This is a genomic window from Luteipulveratus halotolerans (genome assembly GCF_001247745.1).
GTDB classification, from domain to species: Bacteria; Actinomycetota; Actinomycetes; order Actinomycetales; family Dermatophilaceae; genus Luteipulveratus; species Luteipulveratus halotolerans.
In genome coordinates this window covers 825236-850286 of record NZ_LAIR01000002.1, presented here as the reverse complement: position 1 = coordinate 850286, position 25051 = coordinate 825236, and the positions used below count along the sequence as shown (strand labels likewise).

The 25051-nt window shown below is 68.9% G+C and carries 21 protein-coding genes; 16 read left to right on the top strand and 5 right to left on the bottom strand.

All coding sequences use genetic code 11. The annotated features are described in order from the left end of the window. The first annotated feature begins 2 nt into the window (after positions 1–2). From nadB to VV01_RS04600, 3 genes are read left to right on the top strand one after another with little or no spacing between them, the layout of a single operon-like run. The gene (gene nadB / locus VV01_RS04610; RefSeq protein WP_050668867.1) at positions 3–1511 is read left to right on the top strand and encodes an L-aspartate oxidase; all 1509 of its coding nucleotides are present in this window, start codon (positions 3–5) and stop codon (positions 1509–1511) included. After that, a complete protein-coding gene (nadC, locus tag VV01_RS04605) occupies positions 1504–2343 on the top strand; it encodes a carboxylating nicotinate-nucleotide diphosphorylase (RefSeq protein ID WP_050668866.1) in 840 nt (279 codons plus the stop codon). Before nadB ends, nadC begins: the two co-directional genes overlap by 8 nt. Continuing rightward, the gene (locus VV01_RS04600) at positions 2340–3473 is read left to right on the top strand and encodes a cysteine desulfurase family protein (RefSeq protein ID WP_050668865.1); all 1134 of its coding nucleotides are present in this window, start codon (positions 2340–2342) and stop codon (positions 3471–3473) included. The genes nadC and VV01_RS04600 overlap by 4 nt, the downstream gene beginning before the upstream one ends. Positions 3474–3604: 131 nt before the next feature. Here VV01_RS04600 and ppc read toward each other — a convergent pair whose 3' ends face one another. From ppc to VV01_RS04585, 3 genes are all read right to left on the bottom strand, one after another. Beyond that, positions 3605–6373, bottom strand: coding sequence for a phosphoenolpyruvate carboxylase (gene ppc / locus VV01_RS04595; RefSeq protein ID WP_050671720.1), 2769 nt, complete (start codon positions 6371–6373; stop codon positions 3605–3607). Positions 6374–6439: 66 nt separating this feature from the next. Next, complete coding sequence (locus VV01_RS04590; RefSeq protein WP_050668864.1) at positions 6440–7465, bottom strand: hemolysin family protein; 1026 nt, start codon at positions 7463–7465, stop codon at positions 6440–6442. Next, on the bottom strand, positions 7465–8790 hold the full coding sequence (locus VV01_RS04585) for a hemolysin family protein (protein WP_050668863.1): 1326 nt from the start codon (positions 8788–8790) through the stop codon (positions 7465–7467). The genes VV01_RS04590 and VV01_RS04585 overlap by 1 nt, the downstream gene beginning before the upstream one ends. 91 nt (positions 8791–8881) lie before the next feature. On the opposite strand from VV01_RS04585, the gene VV01_RS04580 reads away from it, so the two are divergent. The 6 genes from VV01_RS04580 (at position 8882) to VV01_RS04560 (ending at position 16792) form a co-directional block, all read left to right on the top strand. Further along, on the top strand, positions 8882–9886 hold the full coding sequence (locus tag VV01_RS04580) for an ABC transporter ATP-binding protein (protein WP_050668862.1): 1005 nt from the start codon (positions 8882–8884) through the stop codon (positions 9884–9886). Continuing rightward, entirely contained in the window at positions 9886–10719 is an 834-nt protein-coding gene (locus VV01_RS04575) for an ABC transporter permease subunit (RefSeq protein WP_050668861.1), read from the top strand. Before VV01_RS04580 ends, VV01_RS04575 begins: the two co-directional genes overlap by 1 nt. 188 nt (positions 10720–10907) lie before the next feature. Beyond that, positions 10908–14819 carry a multifunctional oxoglutarate decarboxylase/oxoglutarate dehydrogenase thiamine pyrophosphate-binding subunit/dihydrolipoyllysine-residue succinyltransferase subunit gene (locus VV01_RS04570; protein ID WP_050668860.1) on the top strand — a complete coding sequence of 1304 codons (3912 nt, stop codon included), beginning with the start codon at positions 10908–10910 and terminating at the stop codon, positions 14817–14819. 3 nt (positions 14820–14822) lie between these two features. Beyond that, positions 14823–15866 carry a GNAT family N-acetyltransferase gene (locus VV01_RS04565; protein WP_050668859.1) on the top strand — a complete coding sequence of 348 codons (1044 nt, stop codon included), beginning with the start codon at positions 14823–14825 and terminating at the stop codon, positions 15864–15866. Positions 15867–15942: 76 nt separating this feature from the next. Then, positions 15943–16116, top strand: a complete 174-nt coding sequence (locus VV01_RS23780) for a DUF6104 family protein (RefSeq protein ID WP_197274989.1) — start codon at positions 15943–15945, stop codon at positions 16114–16116. Positions 16117–16138: 22 nt separating this feature from the next. After that, a complete protein-coding gene (locus tag VV01_RS04560; RefSeq protein ID WP_050668858.1) occupies positions 16139–16792 on the top strand; it encodes a DUF459 domain-containing protein in 654 nt (217 codons plus the stop codon). A gap of 136 nt (positions 16793–16928) precedes the next feature. On the opposite strand, the gene VV01_RS04555 is transcribed toward VV01_RS04560, so the two are convergent. Together VV01_RS04555 and VV01_RS24880 are read right to left on the bottom strand one after the other, a co-directional pair. Continuing rightward, positions 16929–18092, bottom strand: a complete 1164-nt coding sequence (locus VV01_RS04555; protein ID WP_050668857.1) for a nucleotide sugar dehydrogenase — start codon at positions 18090–18092, stop codon at positions 16929–16931. A 265-nt stretch (positions 18093–18357) separates the two neighbouring features. Further along, a complete protein-coding gene (locus VV01_RS24880; protein ID WP_071606288.1) occupies positions 18358–18831 on the bottom strand; it encodes an RICIN domain-containing protein in 474 nt (157 codons plus the stop codon). Positions 18832–19267: 436 nt separating this feature from the next. On the opposite strand from VV01_RS24880, the gene VV01_RS04550 reads away from it, so the two are divergent. From VV01_RS04550 to mctP, 7 genes are all read left to right on the top strand, one after another. Beyond that, positions 19268–20188, top strand: a complete 921-nt coding sequence (locus VV01_RS04550; RefSeq protein WP_050668856.1) for an ABC transporter substrate-binding protein — start codon at positions 19268–19270, stop codon at positions 20186–20188. Beyond that, a complete protein-coding gene (locus VV01_RS04545) occupies positions 20188–21177 on the top strand; it encodes an amino acid ABC transporter permease (RefSeq protein ID WP_050668855.1) in 990 nt (329 codons plus the stop codon). Before VV01_RS04550 ends, VV01_RS04545 begins: the two co-directional genes overlap by 1 nt. A gap of 3 nt (positions 21178–21180) precedes the next feature. Continuing rightward, complete coding sequence (locus VV01_RS04540) at positions 21181–22047, top strand: amino acid ABC transporter ATP-binding protein (protein ID WP_050668854.1); 867 nt, start codon at positions 21181–21183, stop codon at positions 22045–22047. Between the two features lie 4 nt (positions 22048–22051). Beyond that, complete coding sequence (locus VV01_RS04535; protein ID WP_082220822.1) at positions 22052–22360, top strand: S24 family peptidase; 309 nt, start codon at positions 22052–22054, stop codon at positions 22358–22360. 122 nt (positions 22361–22482) lie between these two features. After that, positions 22483–22887 (top strand): superoxide dismutase, Ni, encoded by a 405-nt coding sequence (gene sodN / locus VV01_RS04530; RefSeq protein WP_050668853.1) that lies wholly within the window; start codon positions 22483–22485, stop codon positions 22885–22887. A 158-nt stretch (positions 22888–23045) separates the two neighbouring features. Then, positions 23046–23336 carry a DUF3311 domain-containing protein gene (locus VV01_RS04525; protein WP_197274988.1) on the top strand — a complete coding sequence of 97 codons (291 nt, stop codon included), beginning with the start codon at positions 23046–23048 and terminating at the stop codon, positions 23334–23336. Continuing rightward, positions 23333–25045 (top strand): monocarboxylate uptake permease MctP, encoded by a 1713-nt coding sequence (gene mctP, locus VV01_RS04520; protein ID WP_050668852.1) that lies wholly within the window; start codon positions 23333–23335, stop codon positions 25043–25045. The genes VV01_RS04525 and mctP overlap by 4 nt, the downstream gene beginning before the upstream one ends. Positions 25046–25051: the final 6 nt, after the last annotated feature.

Here is a 25051-nt window from a genome sequence, read left to right as displayed (position 1 = left end):
CCATGAGCTCGATCATCGTCATCGGCAGCGGCGTCGCCGGCATGACCGCCGCCCTCGAGGCATCCGCGCGGCACGACGTCACGCTCATCACCAAGGCCGACCTCGACGAGAGCAACACGAGGTACGCCCAGGGTGGGGTGGCCGTCGTGTCGACACCTGACGACAGCGTCGCGAGCCATGTGCACGACACGCTCGTCGCCGGGGCCGGCCTGAGCGACGTCGACACGGTGCAGGCGTTGTGCGCCGGCGGTCCCGACGCCGTGCAGCGGCTGATCGACCGCGGCGTGCAGTTCGACCGCGGACCCGACGGAGAGCTCGCGCACGGACTCGAGGCCGCTCACGCGCACGCGCGCATCCTGCACGCAGGTGGCGACGCCACCGGGGCCGCGATCGCGTACGCACTCATCGACCGGGTGCGCGACAGCGGCGTGCGAGTCCTGAGCGATACCACCGTGATTCGCCTGATCGTCACTGACACACGCGTGACCGGCGTCCAGCTGCTCGGTGGCGAGTCACTCACGGCCGACGCGGTCATCCTCGCGACGGGCGGCGCGGGCCAGCTGTTCCCGTTCACCACCAACCCCGAGGTCGCCACGGGCGACGGCGTCGCGCTCGCCCTGCGCGCCGGTGCCGTGGCGTCCGACCTCGAGCTCTACCAGTTCCATCCGACCTCGCTCGAGTCGGCCGACTCGTTCCTCATCTCCGAGGCGGTCCGAGGCGAGGGCGCCGTGCTCGTCGACGCCGACGGGCACCGGTTCATGACCGACGTGCACCCCGACGCCGAGCTCGCGCCACGCGACGTGGTGGCTCGCGGCATCGCGGCGCAGATGGCACGGCAGCCGGGCACGCCCGTACGCCTCGACGCCACAGCACTCGGTGCCGACTTCCTCGCGAAGAGGTTCCCGACGATCGACTCTGCTTGTCGCACAAGGGGATTCGAGTGGGGCACCACACCGATCCCGGTCACGCCGGCCGCGCACTACTACATGGGCGGCGTGCGCACCGACTCGTGGGGCCGCACCAGCCTGCCCGGCCTGTACGCCGTCGGCGAGGTCGCGTGCAACGGCCTGCACGGCGCCAACCGACTCGCGTCCAACTCACTGCTCGAGGGCGCGGTCTACGGCATCCGCTGCGTGCAGGCGATCGACGCCGAGCAGCCCGACGCTCCCGACCCGTCGTGGCCCGAGCCCGTCGAGGTCGACCTGTCCGACCTGCCGGACAGCACGTCGTTCACCCGCGACGACCTCCAACGGCTGATGTGGGACTCCGCAGGCCTCGTCCGCGACGAGGCCGGACTCACGGCCGCGCTGACGACGCTGCGGTCGTGGAGCACGCCCGAGGTCACCGATGCCAAGTCGGCGGAGGACGCCAATCTCCTGCTGCTGGCGCGCGCCGTCGTCGTGGGCGCCCTCGCACGGCGCGAGTCCCGCGGCGGGCACTACCGCAGCGACATCCCCGAGTCGATCGACCCGGCGGTTCACTCCAGCGTGAAGGTGGCACACGATGCTTGAGCGTCGACAGATCCAGCGCGTGGTCGAGATGGCGCTCGACGAGGACGCACCATCCGGCGACCTCACCTCCGAGGCGTTCATCCCCGAGTCAGCCTCTGCCACAGCCGATCTCGTCGCTCGCGAGCCGGGCGTGATGGCCGGTGGCGAGGTGTTCGAGGTGGCGATGACGGCGTACGACCCGTCCGTCGAGGTCGAGCTGCTCATCGCTGACGGCGACCGGTTCGAGGCCCGTGACGTGCTGGCCCGTGTGTCCGGTCCGGCCCGGGCGGTGCTGCGCTGCGAGCGCATCGCCCTCAACCTCGTGCAGCGGATGTCGGCGATCGCGACCCAGACCGCGGCGTACGTCGCGGCGGTCGAGGGCACGTCCGCCCGGGTCGTCGACACCCGCAAGACGACTCCGGGTCTGCGCGCTCTCGAGCGCCATGCCGTGCGCTGCGGAGGCGGCCACAACCACCGGTTCTCGCTGTCGGACGCGGTCATGGCCAAGGACAACCATGTCGCACTGCTGCCCGACCTCACAGAGGCGATCCGGCGTGCGCGCGCCACGCTCCCCCACACCACGCACATCGAGGTCGAGGTCGATCGTCTCGACCAGATCGAGCCTGTGCTCGCCGGCGGCGTCGACACGATCCTGCTCGACAACTTCTCGTTGGCCGACCTGCGCACGGGCGTCGAACAGGTCGGCGACCGGGCGGTCGTCGAGGCCAGCGGCGGCGTCACCCTCGACACGATCGGCGACATCGCGCGTACGGGAGTCGACGTCATCTCGGTCGGAGCGCTGACCCACTCCGTGCGCGCCCTCGACCTCGGCCTGGACGTGAAGGTCTCATGACCTATCTCGACCACGCCGCGACGTCGCCACCACGACGCGACGTGCTCGAAGCCGTAATCCCTTATCTGACAACCGATTTCGGCAATCCAGCGAGTCAGCACGAAGCCGGCCAGTCGGCGCGACGCGCGCTCGACGACGCCCGGTCGAAGGTCGCCCGACGCCTCGGCGCACGCCCCTCCGAGATCGTGTTCACCTCAGGTGGCACGGAAGCCGACAACACCGCGATCAAGGGCATCGCTCTGGCCGATCCTCGTGGGCGCCACGTCATCGTGTCGGCGATCGACCACCCCGCCGTGCTGGAGTCGGCGGCTTGGCTCGAGCGCCTCGGGTACGACGTGACGCACCTGCCGGTCGACGGCGACGGTCTGGTGTCGGTCGAGTCCTTGCAAGGCGCCCTGCGCACCGACACCACGCTCGTCAGCATCCAGTACGCCAACAACGAGGTCGGGACGATCCAACCGATCGCCGAGCTGTCCGCGGTCACCCGCGCGGCCGGCGTACCCCTGCACACCGACGCGGTCCAGGCGGCCGGCTGGCTCGACCTCGACGTCGACCGCCTCGGCGTCCAGGCGATGAGTCTGTCGGGCCACAAGCTCGGTGCGCCGAAGGGCGTGGGTGTGCTCTACGTACGACGCCGCACCCCGATCGAGCCACTCATCCACGGGGGTGGCCAGGAGCACGGGCTGCGCTCCGGCACCACCGACGTTGCCTCCGCTGTCGGACTCGCCGCGGCGCTCGACCTGACCACACCCCCGGGGTCCGTCGCCGAGACGGCGCGCAAGCGCGACGTGCTCATCGACACGGTGCTCGCCCGAGTGCCCGGTGCCCGGCTCACCGGTCACCGCACGCAGCGGCTGCCCGGGCACGCGTCGTTCGTGCTCTCGGGCGTGAGCGGTGAGTCGGTGCTGCTGCAGCTGCAGGAGCGCGGCTCGATGTGCTCCAGCGGCTCGGCGTGCGCAGCCGGCAGCGACGAGGCCTCGCCCGTGCTGACAGCGATGGGCTACGACGCGCCGCTCGCGCAGACCGCCGTGCGCCTGACGTTCGACGAGCGCACGCCCGAGGCCGACCTCGTCGAGGTGGCCGACCAGATCGAGCAGGCGGTCGCCGCGGTCCGCCGCCTCGCCCCCTGACCCGCCCACGAATCTCGACTACCCGGCACTCGATGCACTGCCGAACAGACAGCTTTCGCCGCACCCCGTACGAATCTCGACTACCCGGCACTCCATGCACTGCCGAACAGACGAGATTCGGCCCGGCGTGGTCAGCCGGAGTTGCGCAGGGCGGTCGCCAGCCCGTTCATGGTCAGCAGGATGCCGCGGCGCAGCTGCTCGCTCTCGTCGCCGCTGCGGTAGCGGTGCAGCAGCTCGACCTGCAGGTGGTTGAGCGGCTCGAGGTAGGGGAACCGGTTGAACACCGACCGCTTCAGGGCCGCGTTGTCCCACAGCAGGTCGTCGCGACCCGTGACCTCCTGCACCATCCGCACCGTGCGCTCGTGCTCGTCGACGATCTTGCCGAACACCCGCTCGCGCAGCGCCTCGTCCGGGACCAGGCGCGAATACCGTTCTGCGATACCGAGATCCGACTTCGCCATGACCTGGGCGAGGTTGGAGATGACGGTCTGGAAGAACGGCCAGCGCTCGTAATAACCACGCAGCGTCTTGAGCCGGTCAGCGTCACCACCGACCCACTGCTCCAGGGCCGATCCGGTGCCGTACCAGCCCGGAAGCATCACCCGCGAGAGCGACCAGCTCATCACCCACGGAATGGCGCGCAGGTCGGAGATCTGCTCGGTCGGCTTGCGCGACGCCGGCCGTGAGCCGATGTTGAGCGCGCCGATCTCGGCGACCGGCGTCGAGGTCTTGAAGTACTCGACGAACCCGTCGGTGCGGTGCACGAGGTCGGCGTACGCCTCACGCGCGAGGGCCGCAAGATCGTCGAGGTGCTCGTACGCCGCGTCGGACTGCTCACCGAGCCGCTCGGTGTCCAGCAGCGAGGCCTCCAACGTCGCCGACACGAGGGCCTCGAGGTTGCGCGTCGCGAGCCGCGGCTCGGCGTACTTGGCCGCGATGATCTCGCCCTGCTCGGTGAGCCGCAGCGATCCGCGTACGGCGCCGGGCGGCTGGGCGAGGATCGCCTCGTAGCTCGGGCCGCCACCACGACCGACCGTGCCACCGCGGCCGTGGAACAGCCGCAGCCGGATGTCGTGCTCGCGTGCCACCTCGACCAGGTCGAGCTCGGCGCGGTAGAGCGCCCAGTTGGCGGCGAGATAGCCACCGTCCTTGTTGCTGTCGCTGTAGCCGAGCATGACCTCCTGCAGGCGGCCCTTGCTGTCGACGAGCGCGCGGTAGACCGGCACCGCGAGCGCCGCACGCAGTGTCGTCGCCGACACCTGGAGGTCCTCGATGGTCTCGAACAGCGGCACGACGTTGACCGGGCACGTGCCGGCGACCGGGTCGAGCAGACCGGCCTCCTTGAGCAGCACCGCGCACTCGAGCAGGTCCGAGACGCTGGTGCACATGCTGATCACGTAGTTGGGCACCGCTCCGGCGCCGAAGGTGCGCACCGCGTGCGCGGCGGCGGCGGTGATGGCCAGCTCGCGGGTCGTCTGCTCCGACAGGTCAGCCGCGCCACCGATGAGCGGGCGACGCGACTGCAGCTCGTCGACCAGCAGCGCCACCTTGGCGTCCTCGTCGAGGTCGGCGTACGCGTCGTGCACGCCCGCCCAGGCGAACAGCTCGGCGACGGTCTCCTCGTGCACGTCGGAGTTCTGCCGCAGGTCGAGGCCGTAGAGGTGAAAACCGAACGTCCGCACGGCTTCTCGCAGCCGCAGCAGGCGGTCGTCGGCGAGCAGGTCGTCACCGTCGCCGCGCAGCGACGCGTCGATGACGTCGAGGTCGGCGAGCAGTGCGTCGGGGGTGTCGTACGCCGTCGCGCCCGCCACGTCGTACGCACGCCTGGCCGGCTGGCCGAAGAACTGCACGTACGTCGCCGCGAGCCGACCGCGCGCCCAGGCGAGCGCCCGGCGGTAGGGCTCGTCGTCACGCTCGTCCGTGGTGTTGAGCGCCGCGAGCGCGCGCAGGTCGTCGGTGACGTCGGTCATCCGCACCGACAACGACAGCGCCGTCTCGAGCTCGGTCAGCTCGGTGAGGTAGTGCTGGATCGCGGTCTGCGAAGCCCGCGAGGACGCGGTGGCCACGACGTCAGCGTTGACGTTGGGGTTGCCGTCACGGTCGCCGCCGATCCACGAACCGGCCCGCAGCACCGGCTCGGCCGCGAGGTCTGCGTCGGGGAACAGCTCACCCAGCTCGGACCGCAGACGCGCGTTGATCTGGGGCATGACCTCGAACAGCGACGCCTCGAAGAACCGCAGCCCGACCTCGATCTCGTCCTGGATCTGCACGCGCTGCAACCGGATCAGCGCGGTCTGCCACAGCGTGATGACCTGGATCTTGATGGCCCTGAGGGCGTCGGCCTCCTCGACGTCGGTCAGCGCCATGCGTTCGCGCGTGCGCATCGTCTCCTTGATGCGGGTCTGCGCCTCGAACACCGTGCGCCGTCGCGTCTCGGTGGGGTGCGCGGTGATGACGGGTACGACGGTCGCGTCGGTGAGCGCGTCAGCCACCTCCGCCGGGTCGAGCCCGGCCGCGGCGAGCTTGGCGAAGCTGGCGGCGAGCGAGCCGTCCGGTGCCGGGTCTCCAGCGCGGACGTGCAGTGCGCGGCGTCGCTCGCGGTGGAGGTCCTCGGCGAGGTTGGCCAGCAGCGCGAAGAGGCTGAACGCCCGGATCACGTGCAGCGCGTCGGTGGTCGGCAAGTCACGGAACAGGTCGGCGAAGCCCTCGCGGTCGACCTCCTCGCGGCGTACGGCGAAGGCGCGCCGACGGGCGTCCTCGACCAGCTCGAAGACCCGCTCGCCCTCCTGCTCTCGGACGACGTCACCGAGCATGCCGCCGAGCAGGCGGATGTCCTCACGGAGCGGCTCGGTGGCGGCACGCCCCTCGGCGCTGACGTCGAAGACCAGGTGTGCAGACATGCGCTCCAGCATGGTCGGTCGGTGGGCAGCCTGTCTGCGATGTTCACCACACGGGAAAGCGCCCGCTCAGCGCTGGGTCTGGTCGGCGACCTCTCCGACGAGCTCTTCGAGCAGGTCCTCGAGGAAGACGATGCCGGTCACGGCACCGGTCGGGTCGACGACGCGCGCGAGGTGGGCACCCGTGCGCTGCATGGTCAGCAGCACGTCCTCGACCTCGTCACTGGGCTGGACGGTCGCCAGCGGACGGATGCGCTTGGGCGGGACCGGGTCGTCGTACAGCTCGTCGGTGGCGTAGAGGACGTCCTTGAGGTGCAGGTAGCCGGCGATGGCGCCGGTGCGGTCGGTCACCGGGTAGCGCGAGAAGCCGCGCTTGGCGACGAGCTGCTCGAGGTCGGCCGGTGTCGCCCCGATCGGGAGGGTGACCAGACCGTCGACCGGTACGGCGACGTCGCCCGCGACCCGGTCGGAGAACTCCAGCGCCGCGCGGGTGCGGTCCTGCTGCTCCTTCTCGAGCAGGCCCTCACGGTGGCTCTCCTCCATGATCATGTGCACCTCCTGCGCCGAGAAGGTCGAGGCCACCTCGTCCTTGGGCTCGATGCCGAACCGGCGTACGAGCCACTTGGCGATCGCCTCGAGCAGCATGATCAGCGGCCGCAGCGCCTTGGTGATCCACAGGAGGGCCGGCGCGAGCAGGAGCGCGGCCCGGTCGGGTCCGGCGATCGCGAGGTTCTTGGGGATCATCTCGCCGACCACGACGTGCAGGTAGACGACGACCAGCAGCGCGAGCAGCAGCGCGACGACGTCGGCGGCCTCCTCGGGCAGACCGGCCGAGTGGAACGGACCCGCGAGCAGGTGGTGCAGGGCGTCCTCGGCGACGGCACCGAGGAGCACCGAGCAGACGGTGATGCCGAGCTGTGCGCATGCCAGCAGCGAACCGAGGTTCTCGAGCGACTCGAGGACCAGCTTGGCGCGCCGACTGCCTTGTGCCGCAAGGGGTTCCATCTGTGAGCGGCGCGCGGCCATGACCGAGAACTCGGCGCCCACGAAGAACGCGTTGCCGAGCAGCAGGAGCAGGGAGAACCAGAGGGCCATCAGCGCTGCTCCCCCTCGGCCGGCTCGTCGACGGGCAGCTGTGACACCCGCAGCCGGTCGACGCGGCGCTTGTCCATCGAGACCACGCGCAGCAGCCACCCGTGGGTGCTGACCTCGTCACCGACAGCGGGTACGCGCCCCACCTGCGCCATCACGAAGCCGCCGATGGTCTCGTACGTCGCACCCTCGGGGATCTGTGCGCCGATGCGGTCGCGCACCTCGTCGGGGCGCCACAGCCCGGAGACGGTCCAGGAGCCGTCCGGCAGCATCCGGCTCGGGTCGCGGACCCGGTCGTGCTCGTCGCTGACCTCGCCCACGATCTCCTCTATGACGTCCTCGAGGGTGACGACGCCGCTGGTGCCGGAGTACTCGTCGATGACGATCGCCAGCTGGAAGCCCCCTTTGCGCAGCAGCACGAGCAGCGGGTCGAGCCGGATCGTCTCGGGGACGAGCACCGGCGGGATCATCAGGGCCGTCACCGGGACGTCCGTACGACGCTCGGGCGGCACCGCGATCGCCTTCTTGACGTGGACCACGCCCTGCACGTCGTCCCACCCGTCGCCGGTGACGGGGAACCGCGAGTGGCCCGTACGCCGTGCGAGCGCCACGACGTCATCGGCACTGGCCGTCCGGTCGACCGAGACGCAGCGCACCCGGGGACTCATCACATCGCTCGCGGTCCGCTCACCGAAGTCGAGCGACCGCGTCACCAGACGGGCGGTGCCCTCCTCGATCGTGCCGGCCTCGGCCGAGCGACGCACCATCGAGGAGAGCTCCTGAGGGGTGCGCGCGGCCGACAGCTCTTCCTGCGGCTCGATGCCGAGCAGACGCAGGAAGCGGTTGGCCGAGCCGTTGAGCAGCAGGATCAGCGGCTTCATCAGGACCGAGAACCCACGCACCGGGCGGGCGACCACCTTGGCGACGGGTAGCGGTGCGGAGATGCCGAGGAACTGCGGGAGCAGCTCGCCGAAGATCATCGAGAAGATCGTCGCGAGGACGAGGGCGAGCGTCGTACTCGCCGCGAGCGCCGCCGTCTCGCCGAGCCCGAGGGCACCGAGCGGGGTCTCGAGCAGCGCGCCGAGCGAGGGCTCGACCAGGAACCCGAGGACCAGCGTCGTGAGCGTGATGCCCACCTGTGAGGCGGACAGCTGGGTCGACAGCTGACGCAGCGACCCGAGGACCGGCGTGGCCGCCTGGTCACCGGCGTCGATCGCGCGTTGCACGGTCGGACGGTCGAGCGCGACGAACGAGAACTCCGCGGCGACGAACACCGCCGTCCCGGCTGTCAACAGCACTCCGGCCAGGACAAGGAGCCACTCGGTCATAGTGCGGATCATCCTAGAGGCGGATCTCACGTGACCTCCTCCGACGTGAGGATGGTGGGATGGCAGCCATGTCCACGACCAGGGGGTCCGCGTGACCGCATCCGCTCTACCCGACAGCCCGCCTCCGCGCCCGGCTCCGCAGGGCGCACGTATCGAGATCAGCAACCTGTCCAAGACCTTCGGCAGCTTCCGGGCCGTCGACGACCTGTCCTTCTCGGTCGAGCCGGGCCGGATCACCGGCTTCCTCGGCCCCAACGGCGCCGGCAAGACCACCTCGCTGCGCATGCTGCTCGGGCTGATCCGGCCCTCCAGCGGCGCCGCCACGATCAACGGCGTCCCGTACGCCTCGCTCGACAACCCGATGCAGGTCGTCGGCTCCGCGCTGGAGGCGACCAACTTCCACCCTGGCCGCACGGGGCGTGACCACCTGAGGGTGCTCGCCGCGGCGGCCCGGGTGCCCGACGCCCGCGTCGACGAGCTGCTCGAGACCGTCGGCATCGCGGCCGCGGCCAAGAAGCGTGCGGGTGCGTACTCCATGGGTATGCGTCAGCGCCTGGGCCTGGCCGCGGCGCTGCTCGGCGACCCGCAGGTGCTGATCCTCGACGAGCCGGCCAACGGCCTTGATCCCGAGGGCATCCGATGGCTGCGTGGCTTCCTGCGCCACCTGTCGTCCGAGGGCCGCACGATCCTCGTGTCGAGCCACATGCTCAGCGAGGTCGAGCAGACCGTCGACGACGTGGTGATCATCGCCAACGGCCGCCTCGTGCGGCAGGGTCCGATCAGCGAGCTGCACGGCGAGCGACGGTCCCTGGTCCGTACGACGGACGCGCGCCGCCTGGCTCAGGCCCTCGCCGAGGCCGGTCACCCGGCCCAGCAGACCGGCGACGACACCCTCGAGGTCACCGGCGACGACCCGCGCCACATCGGCGACACCGCCCTCGCGGTCGGCTTGCCGATCTACGAGCTGCGCGAGTCCAAGTCGGACCTGGAGGACCTGTTCTTCCAGCTGACCTCCGCACCCGAGAACCGCAACCGCAACCTCGGTGACGACGCACCTGCCGGACCGACCGACGTACCTCAGGGAGGGGGTCAGTGATGGGCGCCGCCATCAAGTCCGAGATCCGCAAGATCTTCACGACGCGCATGTGGTGGGGCCTGCTCATCGGCCTGGCCCTCATCGCGGCTCTGCTGTCGATGCTGTTCGCCTCGCTCGTCGGCACCGACAACGCCGACGACGGCAGTGGCAGCGGCAACCCGTTCAAGACGATGACTCCCGGCACGGCTCAGCTGATCTACTCCGCGGGCATCAACTTCAACCTGACGACGCTGATCCCGCTCGCACTCGGGGTCATGCTCATCACCAACGAGTACCGCCACAAGACGATCAGCTCGACGTTCCTCGCGACGCCGAGCCGCACCACAGTGCTGCTGTCCAAGATCATCGCGCTCATCCCGCTCGGCATCGTCTACGGACTCGTCCACGACGTCGCGAGTGTGGCCGGCGCGGCGCCCATCCTGTCGTCCAAGGGCGAGGACACCCTGATCAGCAACGGCGACGTGATCACCACGTTCGGGCTGTGCATCGTGGCGTTCACCGTGTGGCTGCTGCTCGGGTTCGGGTTCGGGATGCTCGTGCGCAACCAAGTGGCTGCTGTGATGTCCGCCGTCGGTGTCGCCTTCGTGCTGCACATCGCGCTGAACATCTTCTTCAGCGCCAAGAACTGGGACGGCGCAGCCAAGTTCCTGCCCGGCAACCTGACCTCGGGCATGCTCATCACGAGCGACCCGACTGCAGGCCAGCAGACCACGTCCGACCCGGGCGCGGTCTACTTCGACCAGTGGTGGCAGTCGGCCGGCGTCCTGCTCATCTACGCCCTCGTGCTCGCGGGCGTCGGAGCGTGGCTGACGCGTCGTCGCGACGTGAGCTGAAGCGCCGTACGAGTGCTTCGAGAGAGGCGCGTCACACCCGTGGCGCGCCTCTCTCGTACCCGTCCGCGACAGGCCCGGGGCGGTCCATCGTCGGCAGGCCCTCCGCAGTACGCTTGCCCCTGTCTGTGCTATACGCAGGCAGTCGGCGAACCCGGCTCGAATCGACGCATTGAAAGAGGCGCATCCGCGTGTCATCTCAGTCCTCCAGCGGCGACCCACTCGCGGCCTTCGGCCCGAACGAGTGGCTAGTGGACGAGCTCTACCAGCAGTACCTCAACGACAAGAACTCCGTGGACGAGGCCTGGTGGGAGTTCTTCGCGGACTACCAGCCCGAAGGGTCCGCGACCAACGGCACCGCCGCCACACCCGCGCCGGCCACCACCGGGACCGCGACCGCGAGCAGCCCCGAGGCGAAGGCCGCGCCGGCCGCTGCCTCCACCGGCCGCCCGACCCCGAAGGCCGAGACGCCCGCGCAGCCGCCCGCCGGCGCACCCGAGGCTCCCGCAGCCGACAACGAGCAGGGCAGTGAGGTCACGCCCGAGGCGCCCGTCGCCGCGACCGACCACACCGCCCCCGGTCAGCCCGACCCGGCCAAGGCCGAGGCCAGCGCGTCTCGGCTGACCCCGCGTGACGGCTTCTCCACCACCGTGGAGCCCGTCGAGAACGCCGGGGCCTCCGAGTCCACGCCGTTGCGCGGTGTCGCCGCCCGCATCGTCACCAACATGGAGGACAGCCTCGAGGTCCCGACCGCCACGAGTGTGCGCGCGGTCCCGGCCAAGCTGCTGATCGACAACCGCATCGTCATCAACAACCACCTGTCGCGCAGCCGCGGCGGCAAGGTGAGCTTCACCCACCTGATCGGCTACGCCATCGTCAAGGCCCTCAAGGCCATGCCCGAGATGAACTACGCCCTCGGCACCGACGACAAGGGCAAGCCCCAGCTGCTCAAGCCGGGCCACATCAACTTCGGGCTCGCCATCGACCTGCAGAAGGACGACGGCAGCCGGACCCTCGTCGTCCCGAGCATCAAGGGCACCGAGGCGATGGACTTCGCCCAGTTCTGGACCGCCTACGAGGACATGGTCCGCAAGGCGCGCACCGGCAAGCTCACGATCGACGACTACGCCGGCACCACGATCAGCCTCACCAACCCCGGCGGCATCGGCACGAGCCACTCGGTGCCGCGTCTGATGAAGGGTGCGGGCGCGATCATCGGCGTCGGCGCGCTGGAGTACCCCGCCGAGTGGCAGGGCGCCAGCACCGAGCGGCTGATGAGCAACGCCGTCAGCAAGATCGTCACGCTGACCTCGACCTACGACCACCGCATCATCCAGGGCGCCGTCTCGGGTGAGTTCCTCCGTCGCGTGCACCAGCTGCTGCTCGGCGAGGAGGGCTTCTACGACGAGATCTTCGCCGCCCTGCGCATCCCGTACGAGCCGGTGCGCTGGGTGCAGGACATCTCGGTCACGCACGACGTCGACATCTCCAAGGTCGCGCGCGTCCAGGAGCTCATCCACGCCTACCGCGTGCGCGGTCACCTGATGGCCGACACCGACCCGCTGGAGTACAAGCAGCGCAAGCACCCCGACCTCGACATCACCACGCACGGCCTCACGCTGTGGGACCTGGACCGCACCTTCCCGACGGGCGGTTTCGGTGGCCAGCCGTTCCTGAAGCTGCGCAAGATCCTCGGCATCCTGCGTGACTCGTACTGCCGCACCGTCGGCATCGAGTACATGCACATGCAGGACCCGGCCGAGCGCACGTGGATCCAGGACAAGGTCGAGAAGCCGTACGCCAAGGAGTCCCCCGAGGACCAGCTGCGCATCCTGCGCAAGCTCAACGCGGCCGAGGCGTTCGAGACGTTCCTGCAGACCAAGTACGTCGGCCAGAAGCGGTTCAGCCTCGAGGGCGGCGAGTCCGTCATCGCCCTGCTGGACCGCATCCTGTGCGAGGCAGCCGACGAGGACCTCGACGAGGTCTGCATCGGCATGCCGCACCGCGGCCGCCTCAACGTGCTGGCGAACATCGCGGGCAAGTCCTACGGCCAGATCTTCCGTGAGTTCGAGGGCACCCAGGACCCCAAGTCCGTGCAGGGCTCGGGCGATGTGAAGTACCACCTGGGCACCGAGGGCGAGTTCGTCTCCGACGAGGGCAACAAGACCAAGGTCTACCTCGCGGCCAACCCCTCCCACCTGGAGGCGGTCGACCCGGTGCTCGAGGGCATCGCGCGCGCCAAGCAGGACCGCATCAACCTCGCCGGCACGGCGTTCACCGTGCTGCCGATCCTGATGCACGGTGACGCGGCGTTCGCCGGTCAGGGTGTCGTCGCCGAGACGCTCAACCTGAGCCAGCTGCGCGGCTACCGCACGGGCGGCACGATCCACATCGTCGTCAACAACCAGGTCGGCTTCACCACGGCGCCGTCGGCGTCGCGGTCCTCGACCTACTCCACCGACGTCGCGCGGATGGTGCAGGCGCCGATCTTCCATGTCAACGGTGACGACCCCGAGGCGTGTGTCCGGGTGGCCGAGCTCGCCTACGAGTTCCGTCAGAAGTTCCACAAGGACGTCGTCATCGACATGGTGTGCTACCGCCGCCGCGGTCACAACGAGGGCGACGACCCGTCGATGACGCAGCCGCTGATGTACAACCTCATCGAGGCCAAGCGCAGCGTCCGCAAGCTCTACACCGAGGCCCTCATCGGTCGTGGTGACATCTCGGTCGAGGACGCCGAAGCCGCGCTGAAGGACTACCAGCAGCAGCTGGAGCGCGTCTTCGTCGAGACCAAGGAGGCCCGCAAGGCCGCCGCGGCCTCCACCGAGCCGCCGACCGAGGACTCCAGCAAGGGCACCGACGCCGAGGGCCACGGCGGCCTCGAGCGTCCGTCCGCGCAGGAGGAGGACGACCGTCGCGGCTGGCAGCAGACCACGCGGCCGACCGCGATCTCGCCGCGCGACCTCAAGGCCATCGGCGACACCTGGGTCAACCCGCCCGAGGGCTTCACGCTGCACCCCAAGCTCAAGCAGCTCATGGACAAGCGCTCGGCGATGGTCAGCGAGGGCGGCATCGACTGGGCCATGGGTGAGCTCGCGGCGTTCGGCTCGCTGCTCCTCGAGGGCACCCCGGTGCGCCTGTCCGGTCAGGACTCCCGCCGCGGCACGTTCGTGCAGCGTCACTCGGTGCTGATCGACAAGACCAGCGGTGCTGAGTGGACCCCGCTGCGCTACCTGTCCGACGGTCAGGCGTGGTTCTGGGTCTACGACTCGCTGCTGTCCGAGTACGCCGCGATGGGCTTCGAGTACGGCTACTCCGTCGAGCGCCCCGACGCGCTCGTGCTGTGGGAGGCGCAGTTCGGTGACTTCGTCAACGGCGCGCAGTCGATCATCGACGAGTTCATCTCCTCCTCCGAGCAGAAGTGGGCGCAGCGCTCGTCCGTCGTGCTGCTGCTGCCGCACGGCTACGAGGGCCAGGGGCCGGACCACTCCTCGGCGCGCATCGAGCGGTTCCTCACGCTGTTCGCCGAGGACAACATGACGATCGCCTACCCGAGCACGCCGGCATCGTACTTCCACCTGCTGCGTCGTCAGGCGTACGCCCGTCCGCGGCGTCCGCTGATCGTCTTCACGCCCAAGCAGCTGCTGCGCCTGAAGGCCGCGACGAGCTCACCGGAGGAGTTCACCTCGGGCACGTTCCGTCCGGTCATCCCCGACACGTCGGTCCCGGCCGACAAGGTCACCCGGGTGCTGCTCGGCTCCAGCCGCGTCATGTACGACCTCGAGGCCGAGCGCGCCAAGCGCAAGGACGAGACGACCGCCATCGTGCGCGTCGAGCAGCTCGCGCCGATCCCGGCGGCCGAGATCACCGAGGCGGTCAAGGCCTACCCCGACGCCGAGCTGGTGTGGGTGCAGGACGAGCCCAAGAACCAGGGCGCCTGGCCGTTCATGGCGCTCAACCTGCCCGAGCTGCTGGCCGAGCACGGCGAACGACGCGGGCTGCGTGTCGTGTCGCGTCCGGCGTCCGCATCGCCGGCGACGGGGTCGTCCAAGAAGCACCAGGCCCAGCTCGCTGAGCTGCTCGCCGGCGCGTTCGACCGCTGAGTCATGACGAGTCCCCAGCCGGGTGTGCCGGCCGTCGAGGTCCCACCCGGCTGGGTGACTCGCGCCCCGTCCCCTGACGACGTGCCGGCGTTGATCGATCTGGTCGCCGCCCATCAGCGTGCCGTCCGTGGACGCAGCAGCGTCGACGCCGATGCCGTGCACTCCGTGGTGGTCGGCGTCGGCTCCTGGACGCGGCGTCATGTCGTGGTCACCGATGACGCGGGCACCGTCCGGGCGTGGGCGAGCGTCCACGACCGGGCCGCGGGCCGCACGTCCATCGAGGTCACTGTCTCGCCCGATCTGCCTGAGCCCCAGGCCGATCCGCTCGCGACGGGGCTCTACACCTGGACCTGCGAGACGGCCAAGGAGGTCGCGCGCGAGCGCGATCAGGACGTCACCCAGCTCGATGCGACGGTGCTCGCCGGCGACACCCGGCAGCAGCGCTGGATGCAGGCGATCCAGCTGCGCCGTACCCGCACCTGGTTGCAGATGTCGCGCCCCGTCGCCGCCGAGGAGGCGGACCCGCAGGCCTTCCCTCCCCCACGCGAGGGGGTCGTCGTACGCCGGGTCGCTCAGCACGAGGACGGCCTGCCGGTCGCCGAGGACGTCCGCGCCGTCCACCTGGTGCTGGAGGAATCGTTCGCCGACCACTTCAACTCCTACCGCGAGAGCTTCGCCGAGTTCGTCACCCGCCTGCGTGAGGACCCCGGCCACCGCTGGGACCACTGGTGGCTGGCGACGGTCGACTCGCCCGAGGGCCCGCAGCTGGCCGGTGCGGTCGTCGGCTCGGTGCTCGCCGAGGACGCCGACGGGTTCGAGGGCAGCTACATCGACTACATCGGCGTGCACCGCAGCGCGCGTGGCCGTGGTGTCGCGAAGTCGTTGCTGCACACCGTGATCCGTGACGCCGCCGAGCGCGGACGCAACCGCGTCGGGCTCGAGGTCGACGCCGACTCGCCCACCGGCGCCGACGGGTTGTACGCCTCGATGGGCTGGGAGACCGTCTACCGCACCGAGTCGTGGCAGCGCGACATCGAGACCTCCTGACGGCTCCACCCTCGAATCCCCGGCACCCCGGCCCGGCGCCGCAGCACGGTGAGGTCCCCGCGATAGCCTCGCCCTTGTGTACTTCACCGACCGAGGCCTCGAGGAGCTCGCGAGCCGCCGTGGCGAGGAAGAGGTCAGCCTGTCCTGGCTGGCCGACCAGCTGCGCGTGTTCGTCGACCTGAACCCCGAGTTCGAGGTCCCCGTGGAGCGGCTGGCCACGTGGCTGGCCCGGTTGGACGACGACGAGTGACGAGGCAGAGGCACCGCATCGCATGAGCTACCCACACGAGGGCAGTGAGCCCGACTTCACCCCGAGCGCCGAGTTCCAGGTCGCAGACGGACCCCGCCAGATCGGGCTCTGCTTCGTGGGCGACTCGCTGACCGCCGGCATCGGCGACCCCAAGTCGCTCGGCTGGGTGTCCCGGGTGATCGCTCGTACGACGCTGGGCGAGGCCCAGCTCGCGTCGTACAACCTGGGTGTGCGCGGTGAGAGCTCGACCGACGTCCTCGGTCGCTGGCGTGCCGAGACGACTCCGCGGTGGGCCCGCTCCAACGAGAAGCGGCTCGTCGTCAGCTTCGGCACCAACGACATCAACCAGGGCATGACCACCGCGCGCTCGCGGCTCAACCTGGCCAACATCCTCGACGAGGCGGCCACGACCGGCATCGCGACGTTCGTCGTGGGCCCGCCGCCCACGTCCGACGCCGACGTCAACGCCCGCCTCGAGGTGCTCGTCGACGCTCAGGCCGACGTCTGCTCACGCCGTCGGATCACCTACGTCGACTGCTTCCGCCCGCTGCTCGGTCACGACCAGTGGCAGGCCGACCTCGCCTCTGGCGACGGGTTCCACCCCGGCCAGGCGGGTTACGGCCTGATCGCCTGGCTCGTGCTGCACGCCGGTTGGCAGGACTGGCTTCAGATCTGATCCTTCTGGGCTCGACTCCTCATCGAAGAGCCGGGATGCTGCGGACTTCGTCCTCGGCTCCCCGGCTCTTCTTGATCGTCGTCTCGCCGTCCGATCCGCACCGGGCGCGGACAGGCGAGGTCGTCGTACGCGGTGTCTAGTCCCTGCCGAAGAGGTCGCGGCTGTAGACCTTGTCCTCGACGCCGGCCAGCACCGGTGAGAGGCGGTTGGCGAGGATCAGGTCGGAGCGTTCGCAGAACTCCTCGAAGTCGCGCACGACCTCGGAGTTGAACAGGCGCCGCTCGTCGAGGTTGGGCTCGTACACCAGCACCTCGATGCCCTTGGCCTTGAGGCGCTTCATGACGCCCTGGATGCTGGACTCGCGGAAGTTGTCCGAGCCTTCCTTCATCGCTAGCCGGAACAGGCCGACGACCTTGGGGCCTCGCCGCAGCACGTCGTCGGCGATGACGTCCTTGCGGGTGGTGTTGGACTCGACGATCGCCTTGATCAGCGTCTGCGGGACATCGCGGTAGTTCGCGAGCAGCTGCTTGGTGTCCTTGGGCAGGCAGTAGCCGCCGTAGCCGAACGACGGGTTGTTGTAGTGCGTGCCGATGCGCGGGTCCAGACCGACGCCCTCGATGACCTGGCGCGAGTCGATGCCGTGCGCGAGCGCGTAGCTGTCGAGCTCGTTGAAGTAGGCGACGCGCATCGCGAGGTAGGTGTTGGCGAACAGCTTGATCGCCTCGGCCTCCTTGGCGCCCGTCAGCAGCACGGGCGCCTCGTCGAGCGCACCCTCGGCGAGCAGGTCGGCGAACATCTTGGCCGCGTGCTCGGGCCCGCCGACGACGATGCGGCTGGGGTGCAGGTTGTCCCACAGCGCCTTGCCCTCGCGCAGGAACTCAGGTGAGAACACCAGAGCCAGGTCGGGGTGGACCTGGTGCATCCGGTCGGTGAACCCCACGGGGATGGTCGACTTGACCGCGACCACGGCGTCCGGAGCCGCCGCGGCGACGTCGGCGAGCACGGACTCCACGGTGGAGGTGTCGAAGTAGTTGCGGTCGGGGTCGTAGTTGGTCGGCGTCGAGATGACGACCAGCTCGGCTCCGTCGTACGCCTCGGGCGAGGCCTGCACTGCGCGCAGGTCGAGCTCGCGGTGCGCGAGGTAGTCCTCGAGCTCGGCGTCCTCGATGGGCGACTGACGGGCGTTGACCATCTCGACCCGACGCGCGTCGACGTCGACGGCGACGACCTGGTGGCGCTGGGCGAGGATCACCGCATTGGCGAGCCCGACGTACCCCAGGCCGACGACCACGATCTTCATGCGGGTCACGGTAGCCCAGCAGGACCGTCGCCGGACCCGTGATGCAGGACCGGCGCGGGTGTGCACCGCCGATCCTCGTGGCCGTCGCCCGCCGGTCACGGTGACGTCACGTTCAACCACCTGCACACGCTCACTCTCCCAGTGGTCGGCCCGTGGACGATTCGATGCAGGGGTCCACCCACCAGCCCTGCGGAGGTATCCGCATCCGCGGGACTGGTGGGCCTTGCGACGCTGGGGACAGTGCCGACCCGGGCTTACTGATCAACTACGAGCGGAAGAAACTGAATTTCTGGTTCGCTCTTCCGTTGCACCCCCACTGAAGAAGTGCGGCGTTGTTAGCTTGGCTAGCTCCCTGGATGTCCAGGCATCGCCCGTCAGTGAGCTGGGCATGGAGTGGAATACTCACCTGCGAACTCCAGAGCCCGTTATGAATCCTGAACCGCTGGTGCGACGTAAACTGGCAGGGCATTTGTACGATTCGCGCTCCGCGATTCGTAGAACCGCGGCTGACAGTCATGCATTTTCCGGTGCTCACTGCCTGAAAATAATAATCGACCGGAGCGCCAACCCCTCCGTTGGGCTTAAGCATTCGCCAGCGCTGATTCGCCCGCCCCAGGCACTGGTACTGATTGATCGCAGCACCATCGGAGTACGAGTTTCGGTTGACTGTCAAACACTTTCCGCTAAACGATGGTCTGATAGTGTAGATCGCTCCATTGATTGGCCACGTCACCGCCATGGGCTGCACCGTCTTTGCCGGCGCGGCCGGAGAGTCGCCAGCGGCATTCGTACTCTGTTTTGCCACCCCAGAAACCCGCACGGAACCCGTCGGAGCATCGGCTTCGGCCGATCCCGCCCCCACTACCAAGGCGCCGACCGAGACACACATGGCCACCGCCACTACCGCGCTGCTTACGGCGGTCCTTCTCTTCGCAGGTTTGCGCATTTCAGATTCCCCTCACTGGACTTCCTCGAATTCAAGAAGAATCGCAAGAATGCGGCCCCTGAGCAACAACGTTTCCGGATGCGGAAAAGTGTAAGGACGACGCTCGAGACCGGGATCCTCATGCTAGGTCGGTCACGGTGACGTCACGTTCAACCACCTGACGTACGCCGACCGGTCACCTCAGTGGCAAGATGCTCGCACCCGAACGGCCGCTGGAAGGACCTCCCCCATGTCATCTCGACTCAGCCGCGCCACTGGCGTCGGCGCCATCGCTGCGGCCACCTCGCTGCTGCTCGCTCTGACCGCGTGCGGCTCGGACTCGCTCGACACCGGTGGCGACAAGAGCAGCGCCCCTGCCGGCCCGACCACCAAGGTCTCGCAGGACACCTCCCTCGCGGCCAAGGTGCCGGCCGACATCAAGGCCAAGGGCACTCTCAACGTCGCGAGCGACGCGTCGTACCCGCCCAACGAGTACCTCGCCGCCGACGGCAAGACCATCGAGGGCATGGACATCGAGATCCTCGACGCCGTCGCCGCCAAGCTCGGTCTGAAGATGAACTACCAGAATGCCGGCTTCGACTCGATCATCCTCGGCGTGAAGTCCAAGAAGTACGACATGGCGGTCTCCTCGCTCACGATCAACCCCGAGCGCAAGCAGCAGGTCGACTTCGTCAGCTACTTCACCGCCGGCACCCAGTGGGTGACGGCCAAGGGCAACCCCAAGAAGGTCAACCCGGCCAGCGCCTGCGGGGCGACGATCTCGGTGCAGAAGGGCACGGTGCAGGTCGACGACCTCAACAAGCGCAGCGACGCGTGCAAGAAGGCCGGCAAGCCGGGCATCAAGCTGCTCATTGAGGACGCCCAGGTCAAGGCGACCACCGACCTGGTGTCGGGTCGCGCCGACGCGATGGCCGCCGACCTGCCGGTCTCGGTCGACGCGGTCACCAAGAACGGTGGCAAGGTCGAGCTGCTGGGCGACAACTACGACAGCGCCCCCTACGGCTTCGCACTGCCGAAGGGCCAGACGGCGTTCGCCGGTGTCCTGGTCGATGCGCTCAAGGCGATCAAGGCCGACGGCACCTATGACGCGATCCTGAAGAAGTGGAAGACCGAGGGCGGCGCCATCAGCAACTTCGCGGTCAACCCCTGATGTCCTCCCCCGCCGACGCAGCGGCAGGTACGCCGGGTCCGGCGACGCCGGACACGGAGCGGCCGGGCAAGATCGACGCCCGACCGGTCCGGCACCCCTGGAGATGGGTCGCGCTCGCGGTCATCGCGGTGCTGATCGCGATGATGATCAGCTCGTTCGTCACCAACGAGAAGTGGGACTGGGAATTCGTCCCCAAGGTGATGCGGTACAACCCGGTCCTCGAGGGTCTGGTCAAGGGCACGATCGTCGCGACCATCGGCGCGATGGTGATCGGCGTCGTTCTCGGCGTGCTGCTGGCGATCATGCGGCTGTCGGACAACCCGGTGCTCAAGGGTGTGGCCTTCGTCTACACCTGGTTCTTCCGGGCCGTCCCCCGCCTCGTCCTGCTGGTGATGCTGGGCGCCGGTGCGGCCTACCTCTACCCCACGCTCGACATCGGTGTGCCCTTCGGCAAGGAGTTCGCCGGCTGGCTGGGGCTGTCCAGCGACCTGACCATCGGGTCACTCGACGTCAACGACCTGTCGAAGGGCATCTGGGTCGGCATCATCGGCCTGGGCCTGTCCGAGGCGGCCTACATGGCCGAGATCGCCCGCGCGGGCATCATGTCGGTCGACAAGGGCCAGTCCGAGGCCGCCCAGGCGATCGGCATGTCACCCGGCAAGACGATGCGACGCGTCGTCCTCCCGCAAGCCATGCGCGTGATCGTCCCGCCCACCGGCAACGAGACGATCGCCATGGTCAAGGACACCTCGCTGATGTTCGCGGTCCCGATCAGCATGGAGCTGTGGTTCCAGGTGGATCAGGTCGCCAACACCCAGTACCGCATCATGGGCGCCTACGTCGCCGGCTGCATCTGGTACCTCATCCTCGGCACGATCCTGATGATCGGGCAGTACTTCCTGGAGCGCCGCTTCGGCCGAGGCTTCGGCGCCACCGCGCCCGGCGCCGGGCGCCGGGCGATCGCGACTCCTCGGACTCGGCGGAGGTAAGTGATGACCGAGACGACCGACTCGACGTACGCACAGGGCTCCGCAAGCGGCGTACCCCTGGTGCGAGCACTCAACGTCACCAAGGCTTTTCACGGCAACGAGGTGCTCAAGGGCATCGACCTCGACGTCAGTGAGGGTGAGGTCGTGTGCCTGCTCGGGCCATCCGGTTCGGGCAAGACGACGTTCCTGCGCTGCATCAACCAGCTTGAGAACATCGACGGCGGCCGCATCTGGGTCGACGGCGACCTCATGGGCTACGAGGACAAGGGCGGTCGCCTGCACCGGCTGCACGACAAGCGCATCGCTGCGCAGCGTCGTGAGATCGGCATGGTGTTCCAGCGGTTCAACCTGTTCCCGCACATGACGGCGCTCGAGAACGTCATGGAGGGCCCCGTCCAGGTCAAGGGCATCGGCAAGGCCGAGGCCAAGGGAGCGGCCCTGGAGCTGCTCGAGCGGGTCGGGCTGAAGGACCGCTGCGACCACTACCCCGCCCAGCTGTCGGGCGGTCAGCAGCAGCGCGTCGCCATCGCCCGCGCGCTCGCGATGAAGCCCAAGCTGATGCTGTTCGACGAGCCGACCTCGGCGCTCGACCCGGAGCTCGTCGGCGAGGTGCTGTCGGTCATGCGCGAGCTCGCCCAGGACGGCATGACGATGATCGTGGTCACCCACGAGATGTCGTTCGCCCGGGGCGTCGCCGACCGCGTGATCTTCATGGACGCCGGCGTCGTCGTCGAGAGCGGCCCGCCCTTGGAGGTCATCGACCGGCCGCAGCACGAACGCACCCGCGCGTTCCTGTCGCGGCTGCACGCCGACGAGGAGCACCGCCGCGAGGTCATCGAGGACCCGCTGCACGCCGAGCCGACCGACTAGTCGCGTGCAGCTCGGGATCGCCGTCGTCCGAGGCCGGTCGATGCTGCCGACCTACCGCGACGGCGACCGGCTGCTCGTCCTGTACGGCGCACGCGTCGTCCGCGGCCGGGCGCACGTCGTCGACCTGCCGCCAGGCCCCGACGGGCCGCGGCCGGTCGCGGTCAAACGGGTCACGCGGCGTGACGGCGACGGCTGGTGGGTCGAGTGCGACAACCCCGCCGAGGGCGTTGACTCCTGGACCGTGGGCGCGCTGCCCGAGAGCGCCGTACGAGCCCGCGTCGTCACCCGGCTGCCGCACCGGCGTACGGGCTGAAATGCGTTGAGGGCCCTGCAGATGCGACGTGGTCGCATCTGCAGGGCCGACCGTTTCGCGGTGCCGCCGGGCGGGGTACGTTGCCGATGAACGGCCATCCACGTGCGAAGGGATTCACAGCCATGCTCAAGCGCTTGTTCGCCCCCACCATCGAGGTCAGCGCGCACTGCGACCTCCCGTGCGGCGTCTACGACCCCGCCCAGGCTCGCATCGAGGCCGAGTCCATCAAGGCGATCCTGCAGAAGGTCGCCGAGAAGCCGGACGACCAGGACTTCAAGACGCGCGCCGCCATCATCAAGGAGCAGCGCAGCCAGCTCGTCAAGGAGCACCTGTGGGTGCTGTGGACGGACTACTTCAAGCCGCCGCACTTCGAGAAGTACCCGCAGCTGCACACCCTCGTCAACGAGGCCACCAAGCTCGCGGGCGCCGGTGGCACCAAGGCCAGCTGGGACGTCGCGACGGCCGACGAGCTGCTCGGCAAGATCGACGAGATCGCCACGATCTTCGCCGAGACCAAGAAGGCCTGACCTCGGTCTCACGTCGACGGGCCCGCTCCTTGCCGGAGCGGGCCCGTTCGCGTGTCCGGATCGTTGCCGAGCAACACCGACGAGTAACACTGTGACCGGCGTCACGACCGGTAGCGTTCGGATGTTTCTCGTTCCGGGCATCACTGGAGGTTCTTTTCGTGACTGATCACGAGAACCCCGACCAGGCTCCACCGGCCAACACCGGACTGCTCTGGCTCGCGGGCATCTTGCTGCTCATCCCCATGCTCGCGCTGGTCCCCGTCGGCTGGTACGCCAAGAAGGACCCCGAGCTGTGGGGCTTCCCCTTCTTCATCTGGTACCAGCTCATGTGGGTGTTCCTGTGCGCGGCGTGCACGTCGATCGCGTACGTCGTCGTCCAGAAGGCGCGGCCGCACGTGCCGATGCGCACGTCGGCACACATCGACGCCGAGGAGGGTGACGACCGATGAACGCACTTCTGCCTTTCGAGGCCAACCCGTCCACGCCGGGCACCGGCGTCAACGGCGTCGCCCTGACCGTGCTCATCGTGCTGTTCCTGATCGTCACGGTGATGGGCTTCATGGCCGCGCGCTGGCGCCGGGCCGACTCGATGGAGTCCCTCGACGAGTGGGGCCTCGGCGGTCGGTCGTTCGGCACGTGGATCACGTGGTTCCTGCTCGGCGGTGACCTCTACACGGCGTACACCTTCGTCGCCGTCCCCGCTGCGATGTTCAGCGCCGGCGCAGTGGCCGGGTTCTTCGCAGTGCCGTACACGATCGTCGCCTACCCGATCATCTTCTTCTTCATGTCGCGGCTGTGGTCGATCAGCCACCGCCACGGCTACGTCACGTCGGCCGACTTCGTCCGCGGCCGCTACGGCTCACGGTCGCTGTCGCTCGCGATCTCGGTCACCGGCTTCGTCGCGCTGATGCCCTACATCGCACTGCAGCTGGTCGGCATCCAGGCGGTCCTGGAGGTCGCCGGCATCGGTGGCAGCGGCAACTGGTTGGCCAAGGACCTGCCGCTGCTGATCGCCTTCGGCGTCCTCGCCGCGTACACCTACTCCAGCGGTCTGCGTGCGCCGGCGATCATCGCGTTCGTCAAGGACATCCTGATCTACCTGGTGATCATCGTCGCGATCATCTACCTGCCCGCCAAGGTCGGCGGGTGGAGCCACATCTTCGACGCCGTGCACGACAAGACCTCGGCGCCCGTGCCGCCGTCGAAGCCCGGCTACGGGCCCGGCGCCCCGTTCGCCGAGACGGTCGGGCCGAAGGCGCAGTGGGCGTACGTCACGCTCGCGTTCGGGTCGGCGATGGCGCTGTTCATGTACCCGCACTCGATCACCGCGGTGCTCTCGTCCAAGAGCCGCAAGACGATCCGGCGCAACGCGTCGATCCTGCCGGCGTACTCGTTCGTGCTGGCGCTGCTGGCGCTGCTCGGCTGGGTCGCGATCGCGGCCGGCACCAAGCCAATCGGCCTGGACGGCAAGCCCAACGCCCAGCTGGTGGTTCCGCAGCTGTTCGAGGACCAGTTCCCCGACTGGTTCACCGGAATCGCGTTCGCGGCGATCGCGGTGGGCGCCCTCGTGCCTGCGGCGATCATGTCGATCGCGGCGGCCAACACCTTCACGCGCAACATCTACAAGGAGTGGCTGCGACCCAACGCGACCGTCGCCGAGGAGGCCAAGGTCTCCAAGGTGACATCACTGGTGGTCAAGCTGTTCGCGCTGCTGTTCGTGTTCACGATGGACAAGCAGAACGCGATCAACTTCCAGCTGCTCGGCGGCATCTGGATCCTGCAGACGTTCCCGGCGATCGTCATCGGCCTCTACACACGGTGGCTGCACCGGTGGGCGCTGCTCGCCGGCTGGGCGGTCGCGATGGTCTACGGCACGGTGACGGCGTACGGCGTCAAGAGTCCTGCGACCAAGCACTTCGGTGGCTCGCTCGACACAATCCCGACCATCGGCAAGCTCGGCTACATCGCGCTCACGGCGTTCGTCATCAACGTGCTCGTGTCGGTGCTGCTGACGTTCGTCCTGCGCGCGGTGAAGGCACCCGAGGGTGTCGACGAGACGCGCAAGGCCGACTACTTCGTCGACTCCGACGACCCGCGGGTCCAGCAGTACGACCCCGACCCGTACGACGACGTGGAGCCCTCCACCGGCAAGGCCTAGCCTTCC

Bases quoted from the DNA above. Each gene is read 5' to 3' on its own strand.
- VV01_RS04540 (WP_050668854.1), top strand. From the start codon at position 21,181: ATGACCGAGACGACCGACTCGACGTACGCACAGGGCTCCGCAAGCGGC.
- VV01_RS04590 (WP_050668864.1), bottom strand. From the start codon at position 7,465: ATGGCCCTCTGGTTCTCCCTGCTCCTGCTGCTCGGCAACGCGTTCTTC.
- nadB (WP_050668867.1), top strand. From the start codon at position 3: ATGAGCTCGATCATCGTCATCGGCAGCGGCGTCGCCGGCATGACCGCC.
- VV01_RS04565 (WP_050668859.1), top strand. From the start codon at position 14,823: ATGACGAGTCCCCAGCCGGGTGTGCCGGCCGTCGAGGTCCCACCCGGC.
- VV01_RS04545 (WP_050668855.1), top strand. From the start codon at position 20,188: ATGTCCTCCCCCGCCGACGCAGCGGCAGGTACGCCGGGTCCGGCGACG.
- ppc (WP_050671720.1), bottom strand. From the start codon at position 6,373: ATGTCTGCACACCTGGTCTTCGACGTCAGCGCCGAGGGGCGTGCCGCC.
- VV01_RS04555 (WP_050668857.1), bottom strand. From the start codon at position 18,092: ATGAAGATCGTGGTCGTCGGCCTGGGGTACGTCGGGCTCGCCAATGCG.
- sodN (WP_050668853.1), top strand. From the start codon at position 22,483: ATGCTCAAGCGCTTGTTCGCCCCCACCATCGAGGTCAGCGCGCACTGC.
- VV01_RS24880 (WP_071606288.1), bottom strand. From the start codon at position 18,831: ATGGCGGTGACGTGGCCAATCAATGGAGCGATCTACACTATCAGACCA.
- mctP (WP_050668852.1), top strand. From the start codon at position 23,333: ATGAACGCACTTCTGCCTTTCGAGGCCAACCCGTCCACGCCGGGCACC.
- VV01_RS04550 (WP_050668856.1), top strand. From the start codon at position 19,268: ATGTCATCTCGACTCAGCCGCGCCACTGGCGTCGGCGCCATCGCTGCG.
- VV01_RS04575 (WP_050668861.1), top strand. From the start codon at position 9,886: ATGGGCGCCGCCATCAAGTCCGAGATCCGCAAGATCTTCACGACGCGC.
- VV01_RS04560 (WP_050668858.1), top strand. From the start codon at position 16,139: ATGAGCTACCCACACGAGGGCAGTGAGCCCGACTTCACCCCGAGCGCC.
- VV01_RS04585 (WP_050668863.1), bottom strand. From the start codon at position 8,790: ATGACCGAGTGGCTCCTTGTCCTGGCCGGAGTGCTGTTGACAGCCGGG.
- nadC (WP_050668866.1), top strand. From the start codon at position 1,504: ATGCTTGAGCGTCGACAGATCCAGCGCGTGGTCGAGATGGCGCTCGAC.
- VV01_RS04600 (WP_050668865.1), top strand. From the start codon at position 2,340: ATGACCTATCTCGACCACGCCGCGACGTCGCCACCACGACGCGACGTG.